This window comes from Neptuniibacter sp. QD57_21, assembly GCF_047778075.1.
Classification (GTDB): domain Bacteria; phylum Pseudomonadota; class Gammaproteobacteria; order Pseudomonadales; family Balneatricaceae; genus Neptuniibacter.
This window is the reverse complement of sequence record NZ_CP180549.1, coordinates 661,712-677,721: the sequence shown is the minus strand read 5'-3', so window position 1 is coordinate 677,721 and position 16,010 is coordinate 661,712. Positions and strand designations below refer to the sequence as shown.

Genomic DNA, 16,010 nt, shown 5'->3' with positions numbered 1-16,010 from the left:
TCAATGCACAGGGGTATGCTTACCCTTGTGCTCCGTATCTTTCAACAACCAATCCACAACAGGAGAAGAAGGCTCAAAACCAGCAATGACTTTTTGCAAAGTACTTCTCGCTTTAACACCATCATCTAACTCAATAGCATGATTAAGAACTTTTAACGCCTCTTGCAAAACTAAAGGATCAATACTTTCTTCTTGCGCGCGCAATATTTTAGGATGCTCCGTACCAACAACTTTATCTCCTATCAGCAATTCCTCATAAAGCTTCTCACCAGGACGAAGACCACTAAAAGCAATTTCAATACCGTTTGGATTTAAAGAGCTTTTAACCTCAAGGCCCATTAATTTAATAAGCCTATGAGCCAATTCAACTATTTTTACTGATTGCCCCATATCAAGTACAAAGACATCTGAGCCCTCAGCCATTGAACCAGCCTGAATAACCAAAGAAGCAGCCTCTGGTATAGTCATAAAAAATCTTGTAATTTCTGGGTGCGTTACAGTTAGAGGCCCGCCGTCGATAATCTGCTGACGAAAAAGAGGCACTACCGAACCCGAAGAGCCAAGAACATTTCCAAACCTAACCATTGAAAAAGTTGTACTACTTTCAACCGAAGCCATATTTTGAAGCACCAGCTCCGCTAAGCGCTTGGTAGCGCCCATTACATTAGTTGGCCTTACAGCTTTATCAGTAGAGATAAGTACAAAGTGATCTACTCCTTTCCGATGGGCTGCTTCAGCCAGCACCTTAGTGCCAAATACATTATTACGAACACCTTCTATAATATTGTGCTCAACCATTGGTACATGTTTATACGCTGCCGCATGATAAATAGTTTCGATATCAAAATGACCTAAAAGCCTATTAACTCTTTTTTCGTCACAAACACTACCAAGCACTGGAAAAACAGGGATATTCAAACCAGAAGTCTGCATCGCTTCACATAATTCTTTCTCAATGGAGTAAAGAGCAAATTCACTAATTTCATATAACACTAATGATCTCGGCTTATTCTGAATAACCTGACGGCATATTTCAGAACCAATAGAGCCTCCAGCGCCACTTACAAAAACATTTTTCCCTGCAATACAGCGACTAATTAAAATCTCGTTAGGAGGTACAGCATCACGTCCTAAAAGATCTTCAAGCTCCACTTCACGAAGATTATCAACAGCCTCTCCAGAAATCAGATCGCACATGTTAGGAATGGTTTTTACATGCACACTGTAATCGACCAATGATTCCAATATATCCCGTCTTTTAGACCGACTAATGGACGGCAAAGCCAATAAAACATAACTAATTGCTTGATCATCAATCAATTTCTGTAAAGCCGTAGGCGGGTGAACCGGCAAGCCATTAACCGTACTATTCCACAGCTCCTTATTGTCATCCAAATAACCCACAGGTAGAAACTCTGCACCACCATGCAATGCCGTAGCAAGTTGAATACCTGAGCCTCCAGCCCCATATATCAAGACCGGCTCTTTTTCGACATAATGCCGGAGTAGCCAATGATAATAATTCCTAATTAATAGACGACTCCCCCCCACATAAACTAAAGCAGCTAAAGCAAAAATTATTGGAACAGACCTCGGGAATGGCTTCACATCAATAAGCATAGCGCAGCCCCAAAGCAGTAGAGCCAAGGTAAACACACCCTTACAAACAGCCAAAATAGCTTGAGCCCCCATGAACCTAACAACTGCTCGATAGAGACCCAATCTCATGAAAATAAAGACACCAACAAAAGGAACAGATACAAACAGCATCCACGCCTCTTGTAAATAAGAGGCTGGCCACCAATCTGATAAGCGAAGAGCATAACCAGACCAAAGAGCCAAAGGCAAAACGACCAAATCAGCCAAGACCATAATCATCTTCTTAGCATTACGACCTAGCCCTAATAAACGCAAATGAGGGCCTGCAGCAGCCTTTGAGATGTATTCATCCATAATGGAACTTATGCCTATTTAATTGAGTATCAAAATAAATGGAAGATGTTGATTAAGTATCGATCAATTCTAACAGTATCTCAAACGAACGCCTAAACAAATGACTATGCCAAAACGGGTATAGATTAAGGTAAGACTAAAGACAATTACAACGAGACAAATCAATCAAAGATTAATAATCAGCTGAAATAGCGACATAAAAGCGACATAAAAGCATAAAACATGAAGAAATTAATACGCCAAAATGATTAACTAGTTATGATCGAACCCTATCCCCACCTCCTTTACCTAAAACTGTCAATAGAATGCATTTAAAATAGAACCTAACAGACATATTGGCGATCATTTCTGCATCTGTTTTTGCAAGTAGTAATGGTGTAGACATATCTATTTCTTTAATTTGCGACAATCCAGTTATACCCGGTCGAACCGAATAAACATTTTCTTCTTCGCGAGCTTCAGTTAATTCGATTTGATTATATAAACCTGGGCGCGGGCCAACCAGGCTCATCTCTCCTTTTAAAACATTCCAAAGCTGTGGTAACTCATCTAATTTCGTTTTTCGCAGAAAATGACCGAACTTAGTCACATCTGAGCCTTTGGCCAAATGCGTAGCAACAGAAGGAGTGTCTTTTTTCATTGTACGAAATTTAATTAGAATAAATGGCTTTTTATGCCGACCGACCCTTTGTTGGTAAAAAATTGGCGACCCATTATCAATAAGACCAATCAAAACCAACACAGCAAAGATAGGTAAGCCGCACAGCAAACCAATTAGCGATAATAAAACATCAATAAAACGTATCATTTAAAGCACCTCTTTAAACCCTCTTCAAATGAAACTGGAGGCTCCCAGCCGAGTAGGGATCGAGCTTTTGAAATATCTACTCTTAATGAACCGAGCAATTGCCTTGCCATTTTTTCCTTACCAACAGCTGACATAAAGAACATCAGTAAATTGGCGGGTAAAGGTATTAAGTACAACGACTTTCCCATAGCCCGAGATAGGCCTAACAATAAATCTGTAGTAGATACATCACAACCATCTCCAGCAACAAATAACTGGTTTGAAGCATCAGGGTGTTCAACACAAGTGGCGATGAGATCAACTAAATTATCTAACGCAATAAACGATCGCTGATTTTTAATATTACCCAAAGGGAGTGGAATCCCTTTCTGTGCCAAACGAACTAATCTACCAAAATTACCTGGCGCATTTGGTCCATAAACTAATGGAGGGCGAATAATAACAACATCTAAATTATATTGTTCTGAAATATCCCATAAACCCTGTTCAGCTCGCCATTTAGATTCAGCATAAAGCTCACTTGGCTGCGGCTCATCAGCCTCTGTAAACGGCTTCTGATTCTCGGAGCCATTGACACCGATGGAGCTAAGAAAAATAAAACGTTTAACGCCGCATCGAGCTGCCTGCCTCGCCAAGTTCAAAGTACCTTCAACGTTAACCTTATAATATTCAGATTCTTCTACAGAGGTATTATGAGCCTTGGCCGCAATATGTATAACAACATCAATATCTGCTAACGCTTCCGAGAAATCCACATCATTCTCGAGTCCATTAATAGACATCACTTGACCTGGTATTTTTTCCTTGGAAGCCCCCTTTCTTACAACACTGATAAGCTGATAATCATCTATAAGCTTTGCGGCTACTGCGGACCCAACAAATCCACTAGCACCCGTCACTAAAATCTTTTCTACATTAATGCTCATTTATGTACAAAAACCCATCTACACATTTGAATAGAATAATGAGACAAGCAATAAAACATTGATTTGCAAACACCAAAGCCAAGAAACTCCTTATAGAAATCATATTGGTGCGAAACCAATTTTATCTTTCTAAAAAAATGATTGACTTTACTCTTTATAACGTACTTATAAGCAAAACTATCAGAATAAAAACACTTAGGTTTACTTTTAGTTATTTCAACCCAATACTTCCAATCCTCTTTTCTTCCGTTATAAAATCGGAACTGTGTTGCAAGCTTAGAACATACAAATACAGACCCTAGATAAAAAGGATTAATATAATAAATCCATTTAGAATTGACCGGCCTGCGAACAACTTCCGCTTTGTCAGACTTTATCAATGTAGAAAAACTATATAAATCAAAGTTATCATTATATGAAATCACATCGAAAGGCTCGGGCAACAATATGTCACCCGAGTCTAAAAAGTTTACCAATCCATCGTCTCGATCAGAAACATAATCAAGCCCCTGATTTCTTGCTGCTGACCGAGAAGCAATAGGGTTTATATCAAACTTTACAACCCTATAATTAGAAGACTCATATTTGTTGATGTCATAGCTAACACCATTATTAAAAATAATGATATGGATAAAATTACAATCGCGGTTTTGATCAGCAGCTAGAACCACACTTTCACAAGTGAGCTTTAATTCAGCAGAACTTCCACCACAAGGAGTAATTATATACATATTCATAAAATCACCACTTTGGAGAACTTAATACATTAGCTTTATCAAAATTATTTGCCAACTCTTCCGCAATAAACCTAACATCTTCAATTAAAGCTTCATCTAAAGTAATTGGCTTAAAGCCTAAGCTAGTAAGACCGACATTCGAAACTTCTAAATCATTTTCAGCCAATTCTTTACGTGGATTTTCAACATTAGAAACTTCCACGCCATATTTATCTGAAATAATTTCCGCCAATTCCATAACAGACCTAACTTCAGAGACCTGATTAAAGATTCGGACTCTGCTATTATCAAAAGAATCGTTCTCTATCGCTAATTTAACACATTCCGCAGTATCCGAGATATGGATGAACGCTCTACTTTGACCACCGGTACCATATACGGTTAATGGATAACCATTTGCAGCCTGAGAAATAAAACGATTTAAAACCGTGCCATAAACACCATCATAATCAAAACGATTAACTAAGGCCTTGTCCAATTTAGTCTCGGATGTCTCCACACCCCAAACTATACCTTGATGTAGATCGGTAACACGAAGCCCCCAGTTTTTATTGTAAAACTGGAACATCAATTGGTCTAAACATTTAGTCATGTGATAAATACTTCCAGGGTTAGCTGGGTAAAGTATATCTACGTCGTTCTCAGTCTGGTTAATTTTAACATCAAGGTAACCTTCAGGAATTTGACCAAACTCCTTAGAATAACCATATACACCCATTGTTCCTAGATGAACCAAATGAGTATCTGGTTTGACATCAACTAGAGCACTGCAAATATTATGTGTACCTGTGATGTTATTATCTACAGTATAACGTCTCTGATCATCAGAGATCATTGAATATGGAGCAGATCGCTGCTCAGCAAACTGAACAACAGAATCTGGTTGGAAATCTGCAATCAAATTCTTTAGTGCAGAATAGTCTTTAGAAACATCTAGATTTTTAAAGCTAATATTACCTACTAACTTATTTGCACAGGCTATCCTCTCATTGATTGAGGCAATATTTGTCAAACTGCCAGAGGAAAGCTCATTATCGATATTTCGTCTAGACAAATTATCGACAATTAAAATTTCATGCCCGATCGAAGCCAATCGCAGTGATGTTGGCCATCCACAAAAGCCGTCTCCACCAAAAACTATTATTTTCATATAGAATTTCCTTTAAATAAATCTTTCTTTTTGCAAATCATTAAGATAAGCCCTATGGACAACCACGGAACAGGCATTGTTGTAGTTGAATAAAAAGCAATTTGAAATACAGACACCCAAAGAATGGCTAAGAGCATAAAAAATTCTTGGTGTATAAATAGCCTGGACCATTTTATAAAAATCATAATAAACGGCACAAGCAACAGAAGACCAAAATCCAAAAAAAATTGTGATAAATAAGATGAGGGTTTTAAACCCGAGGCATCACCGTCTCGTATAGACAGAATCCAAAGCTCATCTTCTGTGATTGAAAAATAACTGAATATATTTGCTAATTCATTTAGTGAAGCACCTGCCCCAAAACCAAAAGGATTCATCAACACATAAAAGTATGTGTACAATACTGAGACAAACCTAACACCACCAAAACTAGATAGCTGTGTTGAAAATGCATCAGAACTTCCCCAAATTTCAATTGAAGTAGTTACCCTATCCGAACTTATTAAAAAAGCACATAATAGACACATAACCACAGACGATAGCAATAGTGTTTTATAATCAAACCTTAGTAAGACTTTCATAGCAAAGTAAACAAAGAAAGTCATGAAAAACAAAAAAACGCACGTCAAACTAGCATTCATTACACCTAGTAATAATATCATTCCCAAACAACAAGAATGCATCAACATGGATAGTTTCTCCATGTGAGAAATTATGACGTAAAAAACAAAAAGCAGCCAAATAAAACGCGCTGCGTGAGATGGTTCAGAGAATAGAAATCCTACACCTCTCCCACCTGGGTAAGTAGAAAACCTAAACCTAGAAATAAAGCTTTTGAACAATTCTTCAATATAGGTATCGCTCAATACAAGGCTAATCTGCAGCAAACCCAACACTAAAAACAAAAAGCAAACCAGAAAAAAAACAGTTTTCAATGAACCTGTAAGATCAAACCTTGAGCAAAAAACAACAATACTTGGACCAACCATTAGGGTAAGGAAGCTAATTATCGAGTCTGAACCATATTCAAAAAACCCCCATATAATCCAAGGAGTTAATATAAGTAATCCAGTACAGAATAATAATTCTTCTTTATTTAGTTTTAAACTTACTACTGCAGAAAGCATTACCAAGAAGACCATAGCAATGATAAAGACTGGCTGCATTTCCGCAGAAAAGAAAGACAATAATCTAACTCCTGAACAGAAGACCAGGAGTAGCAAAATAAAACTAACTAAATCAAGCTTATCTTGTTTAATCACTCTACTCTCTCATAACCAGACACCCGTGAAAGGATCGTATAATAAAAACGGTTACCTACCACCTTCCTTATAAGAAATTTCACAAATTCTTTAGTGAATTTATTTCGTTCTAATAACCTTATTTTTAAGGTTTTTAGACTTGGGCTATTTGATATCCCGCCCAAATGAAAATACGACAAGACATTCTGATTAACTTGGATGCCATATACACCGATATTTTCTTTCATCCATTCAATATCACTCGATATAGCAGATTTCTCATTGAAATAAATACGCATATCAGGCTTTTTATTTATTGGAGTTATAAAACCTTGATGTGCAGGATTGATAGCACTATCCTTTAGACGAGCCAAGCCTGGGCGTATAAATTTTAGATCTTCATATACCTGACAGGTTCTATAGACTTCACACTGATAATCGTCCACATCTGAATATATATGTTCAATAGATTTTTCATTATAAAATACATCACCAGAATTCAAGAAAAATACATGAGTACCTTCAGCCTTTCTAAGCCCCAAATTCATTGCGTTGTATAGAGATTGATCTTTATCTGTAATTAACTTCACATTTTCAAGTTGCAGAAGAAAATCTTTACCAATCTTCTTTGTAACAAGTATATGTTCAAATGGCTGAGTAGTCTGATTATGAACTGATTCAATAGTAGCTTTAAGCTCATCAACATCTTGATACGCTATTGTTATAATACTAAGCCTCATAACCTTTCAATACCTCACCAGATAAAGTTTCACAACAGTCAGATCAGACAAAATCACAGTTTAAAAACCATTAAAAATAAATCATTCTTTATAAGTTAAGCAGCCATTTGCACAAATTAGTTATTAAATACAGCCCGTTCATTATCGACACAAGCCTGCATTACACCACTGTATAAACACAACCTTTAACATCTTACTAAATATCATGATGCGTATAGCCATTAAACTTCAATACGAATCGGCACTTAAGCAAATATCCTTCCAAACAAATCCATTTAAAACTTTCAAATACTAAAAAGTAATAATTATTTGAAGCATCTAGAATGTTTTCTTTACTCGTTAGATACCATATCTTTATATAATGATATGTATTGATCCGCTGCCACTGAGGAATCAAAGTCTTTAAATGCAATTTCTCTAACGCTATCTAATCCAGATTCGTCTGTAGATTTATTAATCACCCAGTTTAGCCCTTCTGCAAAGTCTTTAGCATCGTACAATTTAGCCTTATAACCAGTAATTTTGTGCTTAACGATTGATGCCGGCCCCGTTGCATCAAAACATACTACCGGAGTATTACATGCCATTGACTCAACTAATGTCTTACCAAAAGCTTCCTGAATACTTGGAGCAGCAAAAACATCTGCAGCACTATAAACTAGCTTTAAAGACAAATTATCGTACAAATATCCAAATGCTAGATATTCAAAACCAGTTGATTTCAAGGCAGCCACATCTGGTTTACCAAACGCACAGATCAAATAATCATCTTTATTAAGGTATTCAAGTGACTCTATGAAATATGAAAAACCTTTGTAAAAATCAGTTAGACTTGTTGATCCAACAAGTATAATCTTCTTACTAGATGTAATATTCAATATATTTCTAGCAACACTCTTATCAACTGGTTCAAAAATAGAAAAATCAACGCAATTATTAATAGTTATTGCTTTCAACTTTGCTTCTCTGAATACAGCACTTCGTTTAAGTTCATCCGTTACCCAATCACTAATTCCTACAGGTTGGACTTTGCTATAAGATTTATTTTTTAGTCTGACTAGATACTTAGTAAAGTCTAGCCCCTTAAATGCATTTAACTGAGGGCAACTACCACAACCTGAAATATATCTTTCACATTCAAGTGAGTAATGACAACCTCCCGTCATTGGCCACATATCCCTGATAGACCACACTATTGGCTTATCAATTGAGCTAATGGATTTCGAACTCACAAGGCCATTAACCCAATGAAGATGAACAATGTCCGCAGCTCTATAAAGCTCATTCTTTTTATATTGCAGACCGAATAATCCAGTACTAAAAATTCTTTTTTCCCGCTTTGGAAAAAGCGCAAGCAGAATTTTATCAAGCTGTGAAGCAACCAGAGACAACAACCTTCCCAGTTTCGATTTAGACATGGAATAAACTGTAGGGTCACCAAAATCATCCTGAGAATTAGTAATTATTTTTGAATCTATACCCTTACTAATCAAAGCCTGATGTAACCAGTACGCCCCTCTACCAGCTCCCCCTGTCAAACTTCCAGCAACTAAGTGAACTACTTTCACTTTTTTCAACGTCTACTACCTCAAACCTCACCGCATCCCGACAGTCTATCAAAATTCAAACTGACCAAGCATTGTACCAAAATCTGATGTTATTTACTTAAGGAACATGCGGATTATGGTCTTCCTTTCAGCTCTTCCACACTTCAACCGTTACTCTTGTAAAATAATAGGTACAACCTGATGCCGGCACTCACCTAACCCTAGTCTCAATGCTATTTTAAACGCTACTGCTATCTACTCTATGAACACCATCCGCTAAGCTCAGCAGCATTGTTCTATAGAGCATTCCCAGCTAAAATAATACCTAACATTAATCATTAAATAATCTAATTAAAATTAACACGAACGATTATAATATATATTAAATCATTAATTACGATTAAATTTTCAAGCTTAAATCAAAAACCTACACCCCAAAGTCAGATCCACACAAGCCAAAGATTAAAGCGCAGACCCACACAGATAGTAGCTTTTAAAAAATTCTACAAATAAACAGGAACACCAAGCCACAAAAATCAGCTTAAAAGCCCACATTAAATAACCATTGCCAAAATAAAAACTTTACAACACGTATAATTCGCCCCATTAACAAACAAACTTATTTTTATATATAACAAACACTTTTCAATAAACACCCAATAGCATTGCGCCTAGGCTATATTATAGTTAAAGTTTTATGGGGATTTCATACCTAAACAGCCGATTTTTATTACAGAACAACCTAAATCAACTAAGTAATTCCGCTCAGAGTTTAATACTGAATATCTATTAAAAGGCAGGCATATTTATACATTTAGAAAAAGAGAAGCCAAAAAACAGCCTCTCATTTGATATCTACTTATTAAGAAAGCGCTTCCAATAAATAATTTTTACAATTCGTACGCGCCAATTCAATTACTCTTGAGGTTTTATCTGAATAACTAAGCATAGTTATTTCTTTTTTTACCCCAGCTTCGCCACAAGCCTTATACTCCAATTGCAAATCTTTAATTAGTTGAGCAATTTTATAGCTTTTATCTTCCCTATTTAAAACCATTACCTCACGATGAAATTTTAGAGAAAAAATTACTCCATGGTAAAACAACGTATATACCATAGTTGCAGATTGAAACAGCGCTAACCAATCCTCAACCCCTGCAGCGACAAAATTTTCATCCGCATCGCGATTAAAATACCCTACCGAGTAGACCTTACACCCTCTCTCCGCTGCCACTTCTTTGACAATAGACATTTCTTTATCATTCAACTTCCCATAGATGAGTACGAAATCATCATTTGATACATATTTAGATGTAAATTCTGGAAAATCTATTAATAGTGTTGGATCAAGAAGACCTGTTGAATCAAGCCCACATTCATCAGCTAAAAGCTCAGCTGAATAGTCATCTCTCACTGCAATAGCATCAAATTGTGAAAGTAGCTCGCATATTTCATCCTTACGCTGTCCAAAACTTTTTGTACTGCCCACACTAGCGGAAAAACTTATCTTTTTCTGATCATCTTTAACAAAATCGAGAAAGAATGCAGGATCAAAACCTCGAAATGAATTCGTTTTCCAAACTTCGTCACTGCCAACAATTACAGCACCACATTGTTCAGCAACAGCCTCAAGCCCCTTACCATCAAAGTCTTTCTTGGATGTTAAAAATAGCTTATCTCGTAGAAAAGAAGAAAACCGTATAAATTTTAATATGCCGCTGAAGGCCCGTCGATTTAAAAAAAGTGTTTTGGCATAGACTAGATTTGCCTTCCAAGGCCTATAGTCAATAACCTCAGGATTAAAACCTAAGGATTTTACAATTCTCACCAGCGCATATGTCTGTAACACAGCACCATAATTAGTCGTATAGTGAAAGGTCATGATGCCTACTTTTGAAGGTGACCTTTCATTAGTTAGTTTAGGGGGATTCATGATGTACTTCCGGCCACTCGAAGAATCTCTATGTATAAGTCTGTTAGACTTTGTGGTTTGAAAGGCTGACGATCACTACCAATATAAGCCGCAATAGTATCATTCGTTTTACAGCCTGAATGCTCAGCAAAAAAACCTTTCTTATACATCTCTTCTGCATAATAAGGTTCATTCTTTTCTACCACATTCCCATTTGTTCGTTGCAAATTGACACAACCTTCAGCAAGCACACAACGAATATCAGGGAGTGGAATTGGATCGGCATTAGTCTCGATAGGGTCAGTCCACCCAGAACTTTTAATAGGCTCAAATGCGACAAACTGATCGTAACCTTGAGTAGCAACATAACTAGTCAGTTCTTTACTTAACTTAACTGCTCGTTCGTACCTTGACTCATCGCTCATCTCAGGGCCTTTGAAGCGCGCATCATTGATATAAATAACGTCAGTATAACCAATCGAAAAAGCTGAGCTATTATCATAATCAAAGTCTGGATAATAATTTGCCTTTCTACCTTTATAAATATCACGAACTTTTCTAGCAGCTTGCTTTGCAGCTCGGCTTACTAATGGTTTGTAATTAATGCAACCTAGCTCTCGTAACACTTCATTAATCGTAACATGATACCTCAATTCCCCAAGGCCATGGTCTGATACTATAAAGAGCTCTTCAGGATTAGCCTCTTCAATAAATTTCACAAGCTCATAATCAAATTCCTCAGCAGCATCTAAAAGAACTTTTTTCAAGTTTATATCTTCTGGATCTGTCAATTCTGAGGACAATATATGCCGAAATTTATAAAATAAAGTGACAAAGCGTGTTCCTAGAATCAATGCATTAACATCATTTCTCCTTAAAGTTTGTCTCAGAGTATAAAAGTATTGAGACAAATGATCTCTTAACCAACGGGCAAGCTCATCCGAAGACTTTGGAAGGAATGCTCCCTGACCTATTCTTAAACCGCTATTAGATTTTGAATAGTCTGCTAAACTCGCCAAGTCAGCTGGATACACACCATTAGAATTTGTAGAATTTTTGAATTGACCTGCACCTGTAGCAGGAAATGAGAATTCACATGTCGTTTGAGAGGTAGTGACTGTTGGCAACCCAAACAACCCTACCCGATACCCTAACTTTCTAAGTCGAGACCAAAGTAATTCATCCTCGCCAATATGATTCGACACGACGTTAGCACCCGTTTTCTGGGTTGGGCAGATTTTATTTTTCAACAAGTGCGGAATTTGAAAAAAAGCTCCAGTTTCATACGCAGTTGCACCTGAATAAATTTCAGGCCAGCCACGGCTTACTATATTATCTACAGACGGGTTTGCTTTCTTACCTTTACTAATTAAACCAGCAAGGCGATTAAGCTTCATTTTACTTAAGCTTTCTTCACCAAGCCCGTCTATACCTAATACTAAAAGTTTCATATCTAATCCTATTCCAAACCTATTGTGTTTCACCAACTTCTAACCAATTAACCCCTAAAAGCTGATGAATAAGCTTGCTAGAAACTACTTCACTTACAAAAATGCTTGGATGATCATCATCGAAATAAAAGGCTCCTTTATCCGCAATCTTGCAAGTTAAATTATCTATATCACAGTAGACATCTGTCGGGTCGAATGTAGTAAACGAATCATTAAATATACCCTTCAAATGATAAGAAACGATACTTTTCCGTTCAAGATGTATATCTGCGGAATACAGCAAATCTTGTTCATCTGAGAATAATTCATATCTTGCCAACTTAGCTGGTACATCACATCCAGGCTCGGGAGGAGCATGAACAAATAAAACCTTATGTCCAGCTGCTATCAACGCTGAAATCGTTTCACGAAGCTTTAGGCCTAATTTATCTTTTCTATCATTTTCTTCAATAGATGACACAAATCGGCTACCAAGCTCTCCCATTTCTGTACATCCATTAGCATGATTAACCCTTTCTCCAATAAAATATAAAGGCCATCTAGCCGAGAGTATTACTATTCCAGGCATCGATTGCTGTGTTAAGTAGTCAAAAACTCTATCATTATGCTCAACACAATGAGTTTCACGCAGTGAAGAAACTCCAGGAACAGGTATACATTGAGAAGCTGTTATCTGTTTAAAACCTAATGGAATCTGACGCTTTTTTATTTCTTTAGCCAAAGTCCAAGAAAGCTCAACACCATGAGAATCGCCCCATAAAAAAACAAAGTTTGCATTCCCTTCTGCTAAATTGCATGCCTCCGCAGGAAGAATTGGATCGTGTGCTGTCGCATGACATGATAGGCGTACCGGACTTACATTTTTTTTCCAATCGACCTTATTAATTATTGAATCTGCATAAGCTAACTCTCCCCTTTCTTGGCCTACCCAACTAATAAATATAAATGCTACACAAGCCAAAAATGCGCTAGAAAGCACTTTCAATCTAGAATAGCTTTTCGATTTCCTAACAGGATTTTCGATTAAAAAGTAGGTAACCACTGAAAGGACAAATGTTAGTACTATAAGCCCAACGAATACCCATTCAGTAACCCCATCGATAATTCTAATACGAGCGAACGCAAATATAGGCTGGTGCCATAAATAAGCACTATAACTAACCAATCCAATACCTACCAAAGATTTATGGCTTAGTAATTTGCCTACCAATGTTTTCTCGTTTGCAGCAAGTATTATGAAAGCGGTCCCTAAAACAGGAATCAACGCCCACACACTTGGGAAAGGTGTATTTTTATCAAAGAATAGAATTGAATATGTAATCAAACTTATTCCAAGCAGAGAAATAACTTGCTGCCAAGGTAACTGCCAAGATGATTCACTTGGGAGTAAATCTAAATTTTGCTTTTGAACTTTATTATTCTGTAGATGCAGCGCTACTAAAGCCCCTATACCCATCTCCCATGCTCGAGTAGGCAACAGATAGAAATTAGCACTCGCATATGCAGAAGAGGCCCATTGCGATAAACAAAGACTACACAATGTAATTAGAGCAATGATAATAAATAAACGTTTAGGTACTAATTTGTATAGAATTAATAAAAGAGGAGGATAAAATATATAAAACTGTTCTTCCACTGCAAGAGACCATGTATGAAGTAGAGGCTTCAGTTCAGCAGGATCTTCAAAATAGCCGCTTTCGCGCCAGAAAAAAATATTCGATGTAAATGTCGCGACTCCTGCGATACTTTGACTAAAATCTTTGAATTCAGATGGCAACATCCATAACCATGCGAAAGGAATACAAAGCAAAGTCACAATGAAAAGCGCAGGAAGAATTCGCTTTGCACGCCTTTCATAGAAACTCCAAATAGAAAATTTCCCCTCTGTCATTTCTTGGAAAATAATAGTGGTTATTAGATAACCACTTATAACAAAAAATACATCAACCCCAACAAACCCGCCGGAGAATACTGAAAACCCAGCGTGAAAAAGAATAACAGGGATGATAGCTATAGCTCTTAAGCCATCAATTTCAGGACGATAGTTCACCAAAAACCTCTATCTAAACTCTCATATTTTACAAATCAATCTTTGAGCAGATGCATACAAATTCAATGACTGCAATTTCATTATAAATAAGCACCGCGTTTCTCTTTGAAACACATCGTAAATAAACTCAACTATTGCATAGGAGATAATTGTCGCAATTGCCGCACCTATTGGCCCATAAAGTGGTATGAGGATTAAATTCAAACCTATATTAGCAATTGCACCAAGCGCTTTCCTATAAAAATTAAGAATTTGGCGATTCTCTGCTAAAAACCATTTACCACCTGCGACGCCCATAAAAACGAAAACGGATGCCCAAACATGAATAGCAAGTACCGCGCCTGATTGCTCATATAAATCGCCAAAGACGATTACCATCAGAGGGGTAGCCACTAAAGTTAGTGGCACAGCTACCATAAACGACAACCAAGCCATAAGATCAAAAAGGCGTTGAAGCCTTTGATAATACTGAGTTTCATCTCTCATTTTCGCCTTCAAAATTGCAGGAAAAACCGATGAAACGATAATCATTGGGATGAAATACCACACCTGACTAACTTTAGCTGCCGCACTATATACACCTACAGCTTCATCGTTGGCTAACTGACCAAGCATGACTTGGTCAATATTCATATAAACCGTCATGGATATTCCTGAAAGCATGAGAGGCCAACTATCAGAAAGTAAACTTTTAGCACGCTGAAATGTAAACCTCAGCCTTTGCAACCGCCCAGCTCGTATTGCAAACACCCAAATTAATAGAACAGCTACAAATAAAGCTTCTGAGGCTATTACCCAGACAAATGCCTTTAAAGGCGCCTCATTTAAAATTAATACTACTTTTATAACTGAAGCCGCAAGAAAACATCCATTTTGAACCCAAACAACGTACTTTGATAAGACCTGAGACTCAAACCAGTAAGTTACAATTTCTCCAACTTTGAATATGAGAGTAGAACCAATAATTAGCGTAATGGTTTGTGTAAATACATCATCAGGCCGTAGCCAAAACATCATGATTGCTACAAGGACATATGCAGCTACCCCTCCTGCAACCTTTAACATCAGCGCAGTCCCAAGTATTTCAAAACTTGAATCAGGCTTATTTACAAGATCTCGTATCACCACCCCTTTTAATCCAAGCCCCGCAAAAGCCACAAACAACCCAACAAATGCTGTAACAAAATTTAGCAAACCAAACTGCTCTGGGCCAAGATAACGTGCAATCCACACACCAACGACAAGCCCTCCTCCTAACCGGAGAAGCTTATCAAAAAACAACCACACGATATTATTTGCAATCTTGGCCAGGCTAGGCCGATTCCGTATCTTTTCTAAAATAGACTTTGGAAAAAAAACCATTAAGAAACACAATCCAAATTATAAAAAATTAGGCACATTATCAGGACAATGAGCTCAAGTATAAATTTATAGTTTTTCCACCCATGAACTGCTTGATAAGCAACAGACATTTTAAAAACTACATTCCAGTATT

The 16,010-nt window shown here is 37.1% G+C and carries 12 protein-coding genes; all 12 read right to left on the bottom strand.

Annotated features, from left to right (window positions below; all coding sequences use genetic code 11):
• Nucleotides 1–1,953 carry a polysaccharide biosynthesis protein gene (locus tag ACMXYS_RS02840; protein WP_415897520.1) on the bottom strand — a complete coding sequence of 651 codons (1,953 nt, stop codon included), beginning with the start codon at nt 1,951–1,953 and terminating at the stop codon, nt 1–3.
• Nucleotides 1,954–2,209: 256 nt separating this feature from the next.
• Entirely contained in the window at nt 2,210–2,761 is a 552-nt protein-coding gene (locus ACMXYS_RS02835; RefSeq protein WP_415897519.1) for a sugar transferase, read from the bottom strand.
• Nucleotides 2,758–3,687: an NAD-dependent epimerase/dehydratase family protein gene (locus ACMXYS_RS02830; protein WP_415897518.1), complete on the bottom strand. Its 930-nt coding sequence runs from the start codon at nt 3,685–3,687 to the stop codon at nt 2,758–2,760. The genes ACMXYS_RS02835 and ACMXYS_RS02830 overlap by 4 nt, the downstream gene beginning before the upstream one ends.
• Nucleotides 3,684–4,424 carry a glycosyltransferase family A protein gene (locus ACMXYS_RS02825; protein ID WP_415897517.1) on the bottom strand — a complete coding sequence of 247 codons (741 nt, stop codon included), beginning with the start codon at nt 4,422–4,424 and terminating at the stop codon, nt 3,684–3,686. Before ACMXYS_RS02825 ends, ACMXYS_RS02830 begins: the two co-directional genes overlap by 4 nt.
• A gap of 4 nt (nt 4,425–4,428) precedes the next feature.
• Nucleotides 4,429–5,574: an NAD-dependent epimerase/dehydratase family protein gene (locus ACMXYS_RS02820; RefSeq protein WP_415897516.1), complete on the bottom strand. Its 1,146-nt coding sequence runs from the start codon at nt 5,572–5,574 to the stop codon at nt 4,429–4,431.
• Nucleotides 5,571–6,836, bottom strand: a complete 1,266-nt coding sequence (locus tag ACMXYS_RS02815; protein ID WP_415897515.1) for a hypothetical protein — start codon at nt 6,834–6,836, stop codon at nt 5,571–5,573. The genes ACMXYS_RS02820 and ACMXYS_RS02815 overlap by 4 nt, the downstream gene beginning before the upstream one ends.
• The gene (locus tag ACMXYS_RS02810) at nt 6,833–7,555 is read right to left on the bottom strand and encodes a glycosyltransferase (protein ID WP_415897514.1); all 723 of its coding nucleotides are present in this window, start codon (nt 7,553–7,555) and stop codon (nt 6,833–6,835) included. The genes ACMXYS_RS02815 and ACMXYS_RS02810 overlap by 4 nt, the downstream gene beginning before the upstream one ends.
• Before the next feature lie 332 nt (nt 7,556–7,887).
• Nucleotides 7,888–9,123 (bottom strand): glycosyltransferase, encoded by a 1,236-nt coding sequence (locus ACMXYS_RS02805; RefSeq protein ID WP_415898227.1) that lies wholly within the window; start codon nt 9,121–9,123, stop codon nt 7,888–7,890.
• Between the two features lie 841 nt (nt 9,124–9,964).
• Entirely contained in the window at nt 9,965–11,035 is a 1,071-nt protein-coding gene (locus ACMXYS_RS02800; RefSeq protein WP_415897513.1) for a polysaccharide pyruvyl transferase family protein, read from the bottom strand.
• Complete coding sequence (locus ACMXYS_RS02795) at nt 11,032–12,465, bottom strand: alkaline phosphatase family protein (protein ID WP_415897512.1); 1,434 nt, start codon at nt 12,463–12,465, stop codon at nt 11,032–11,034. Before ACMXYS_RS02795 ends, ACMXYS_RS02800 begins: the two co-directional genes overlap by 4 nt.
• Nucleotides 12,466–12,484: 19 nt before the next feature.
• Nucleotides 12,485–14,515: an acyltransferase family protein gene (locus tag ACMXYS_RS02790; RefSeq protein WP_415897511.1), complete on the bottom strand. Its 2,031-nt coding sequence runs from the start codon at nt 14,513–14,515 to the stop codon at nt 12,485–12,487.
• A gap of 21 nt (nt 14,516–14,536) precedes the next feature.
• Complete coding sequence (locus ACMXYS_RS02785) at nt 14,537–15,877, bottom strand: flippase (protein WP_415897510.1); 1,341 nt, start codon at nt 15,875–15,877, stop codon at nt 14,537–14,539.
• Nucleotides 15,878–16,010 lie beyond the last annotated feature (133 nt).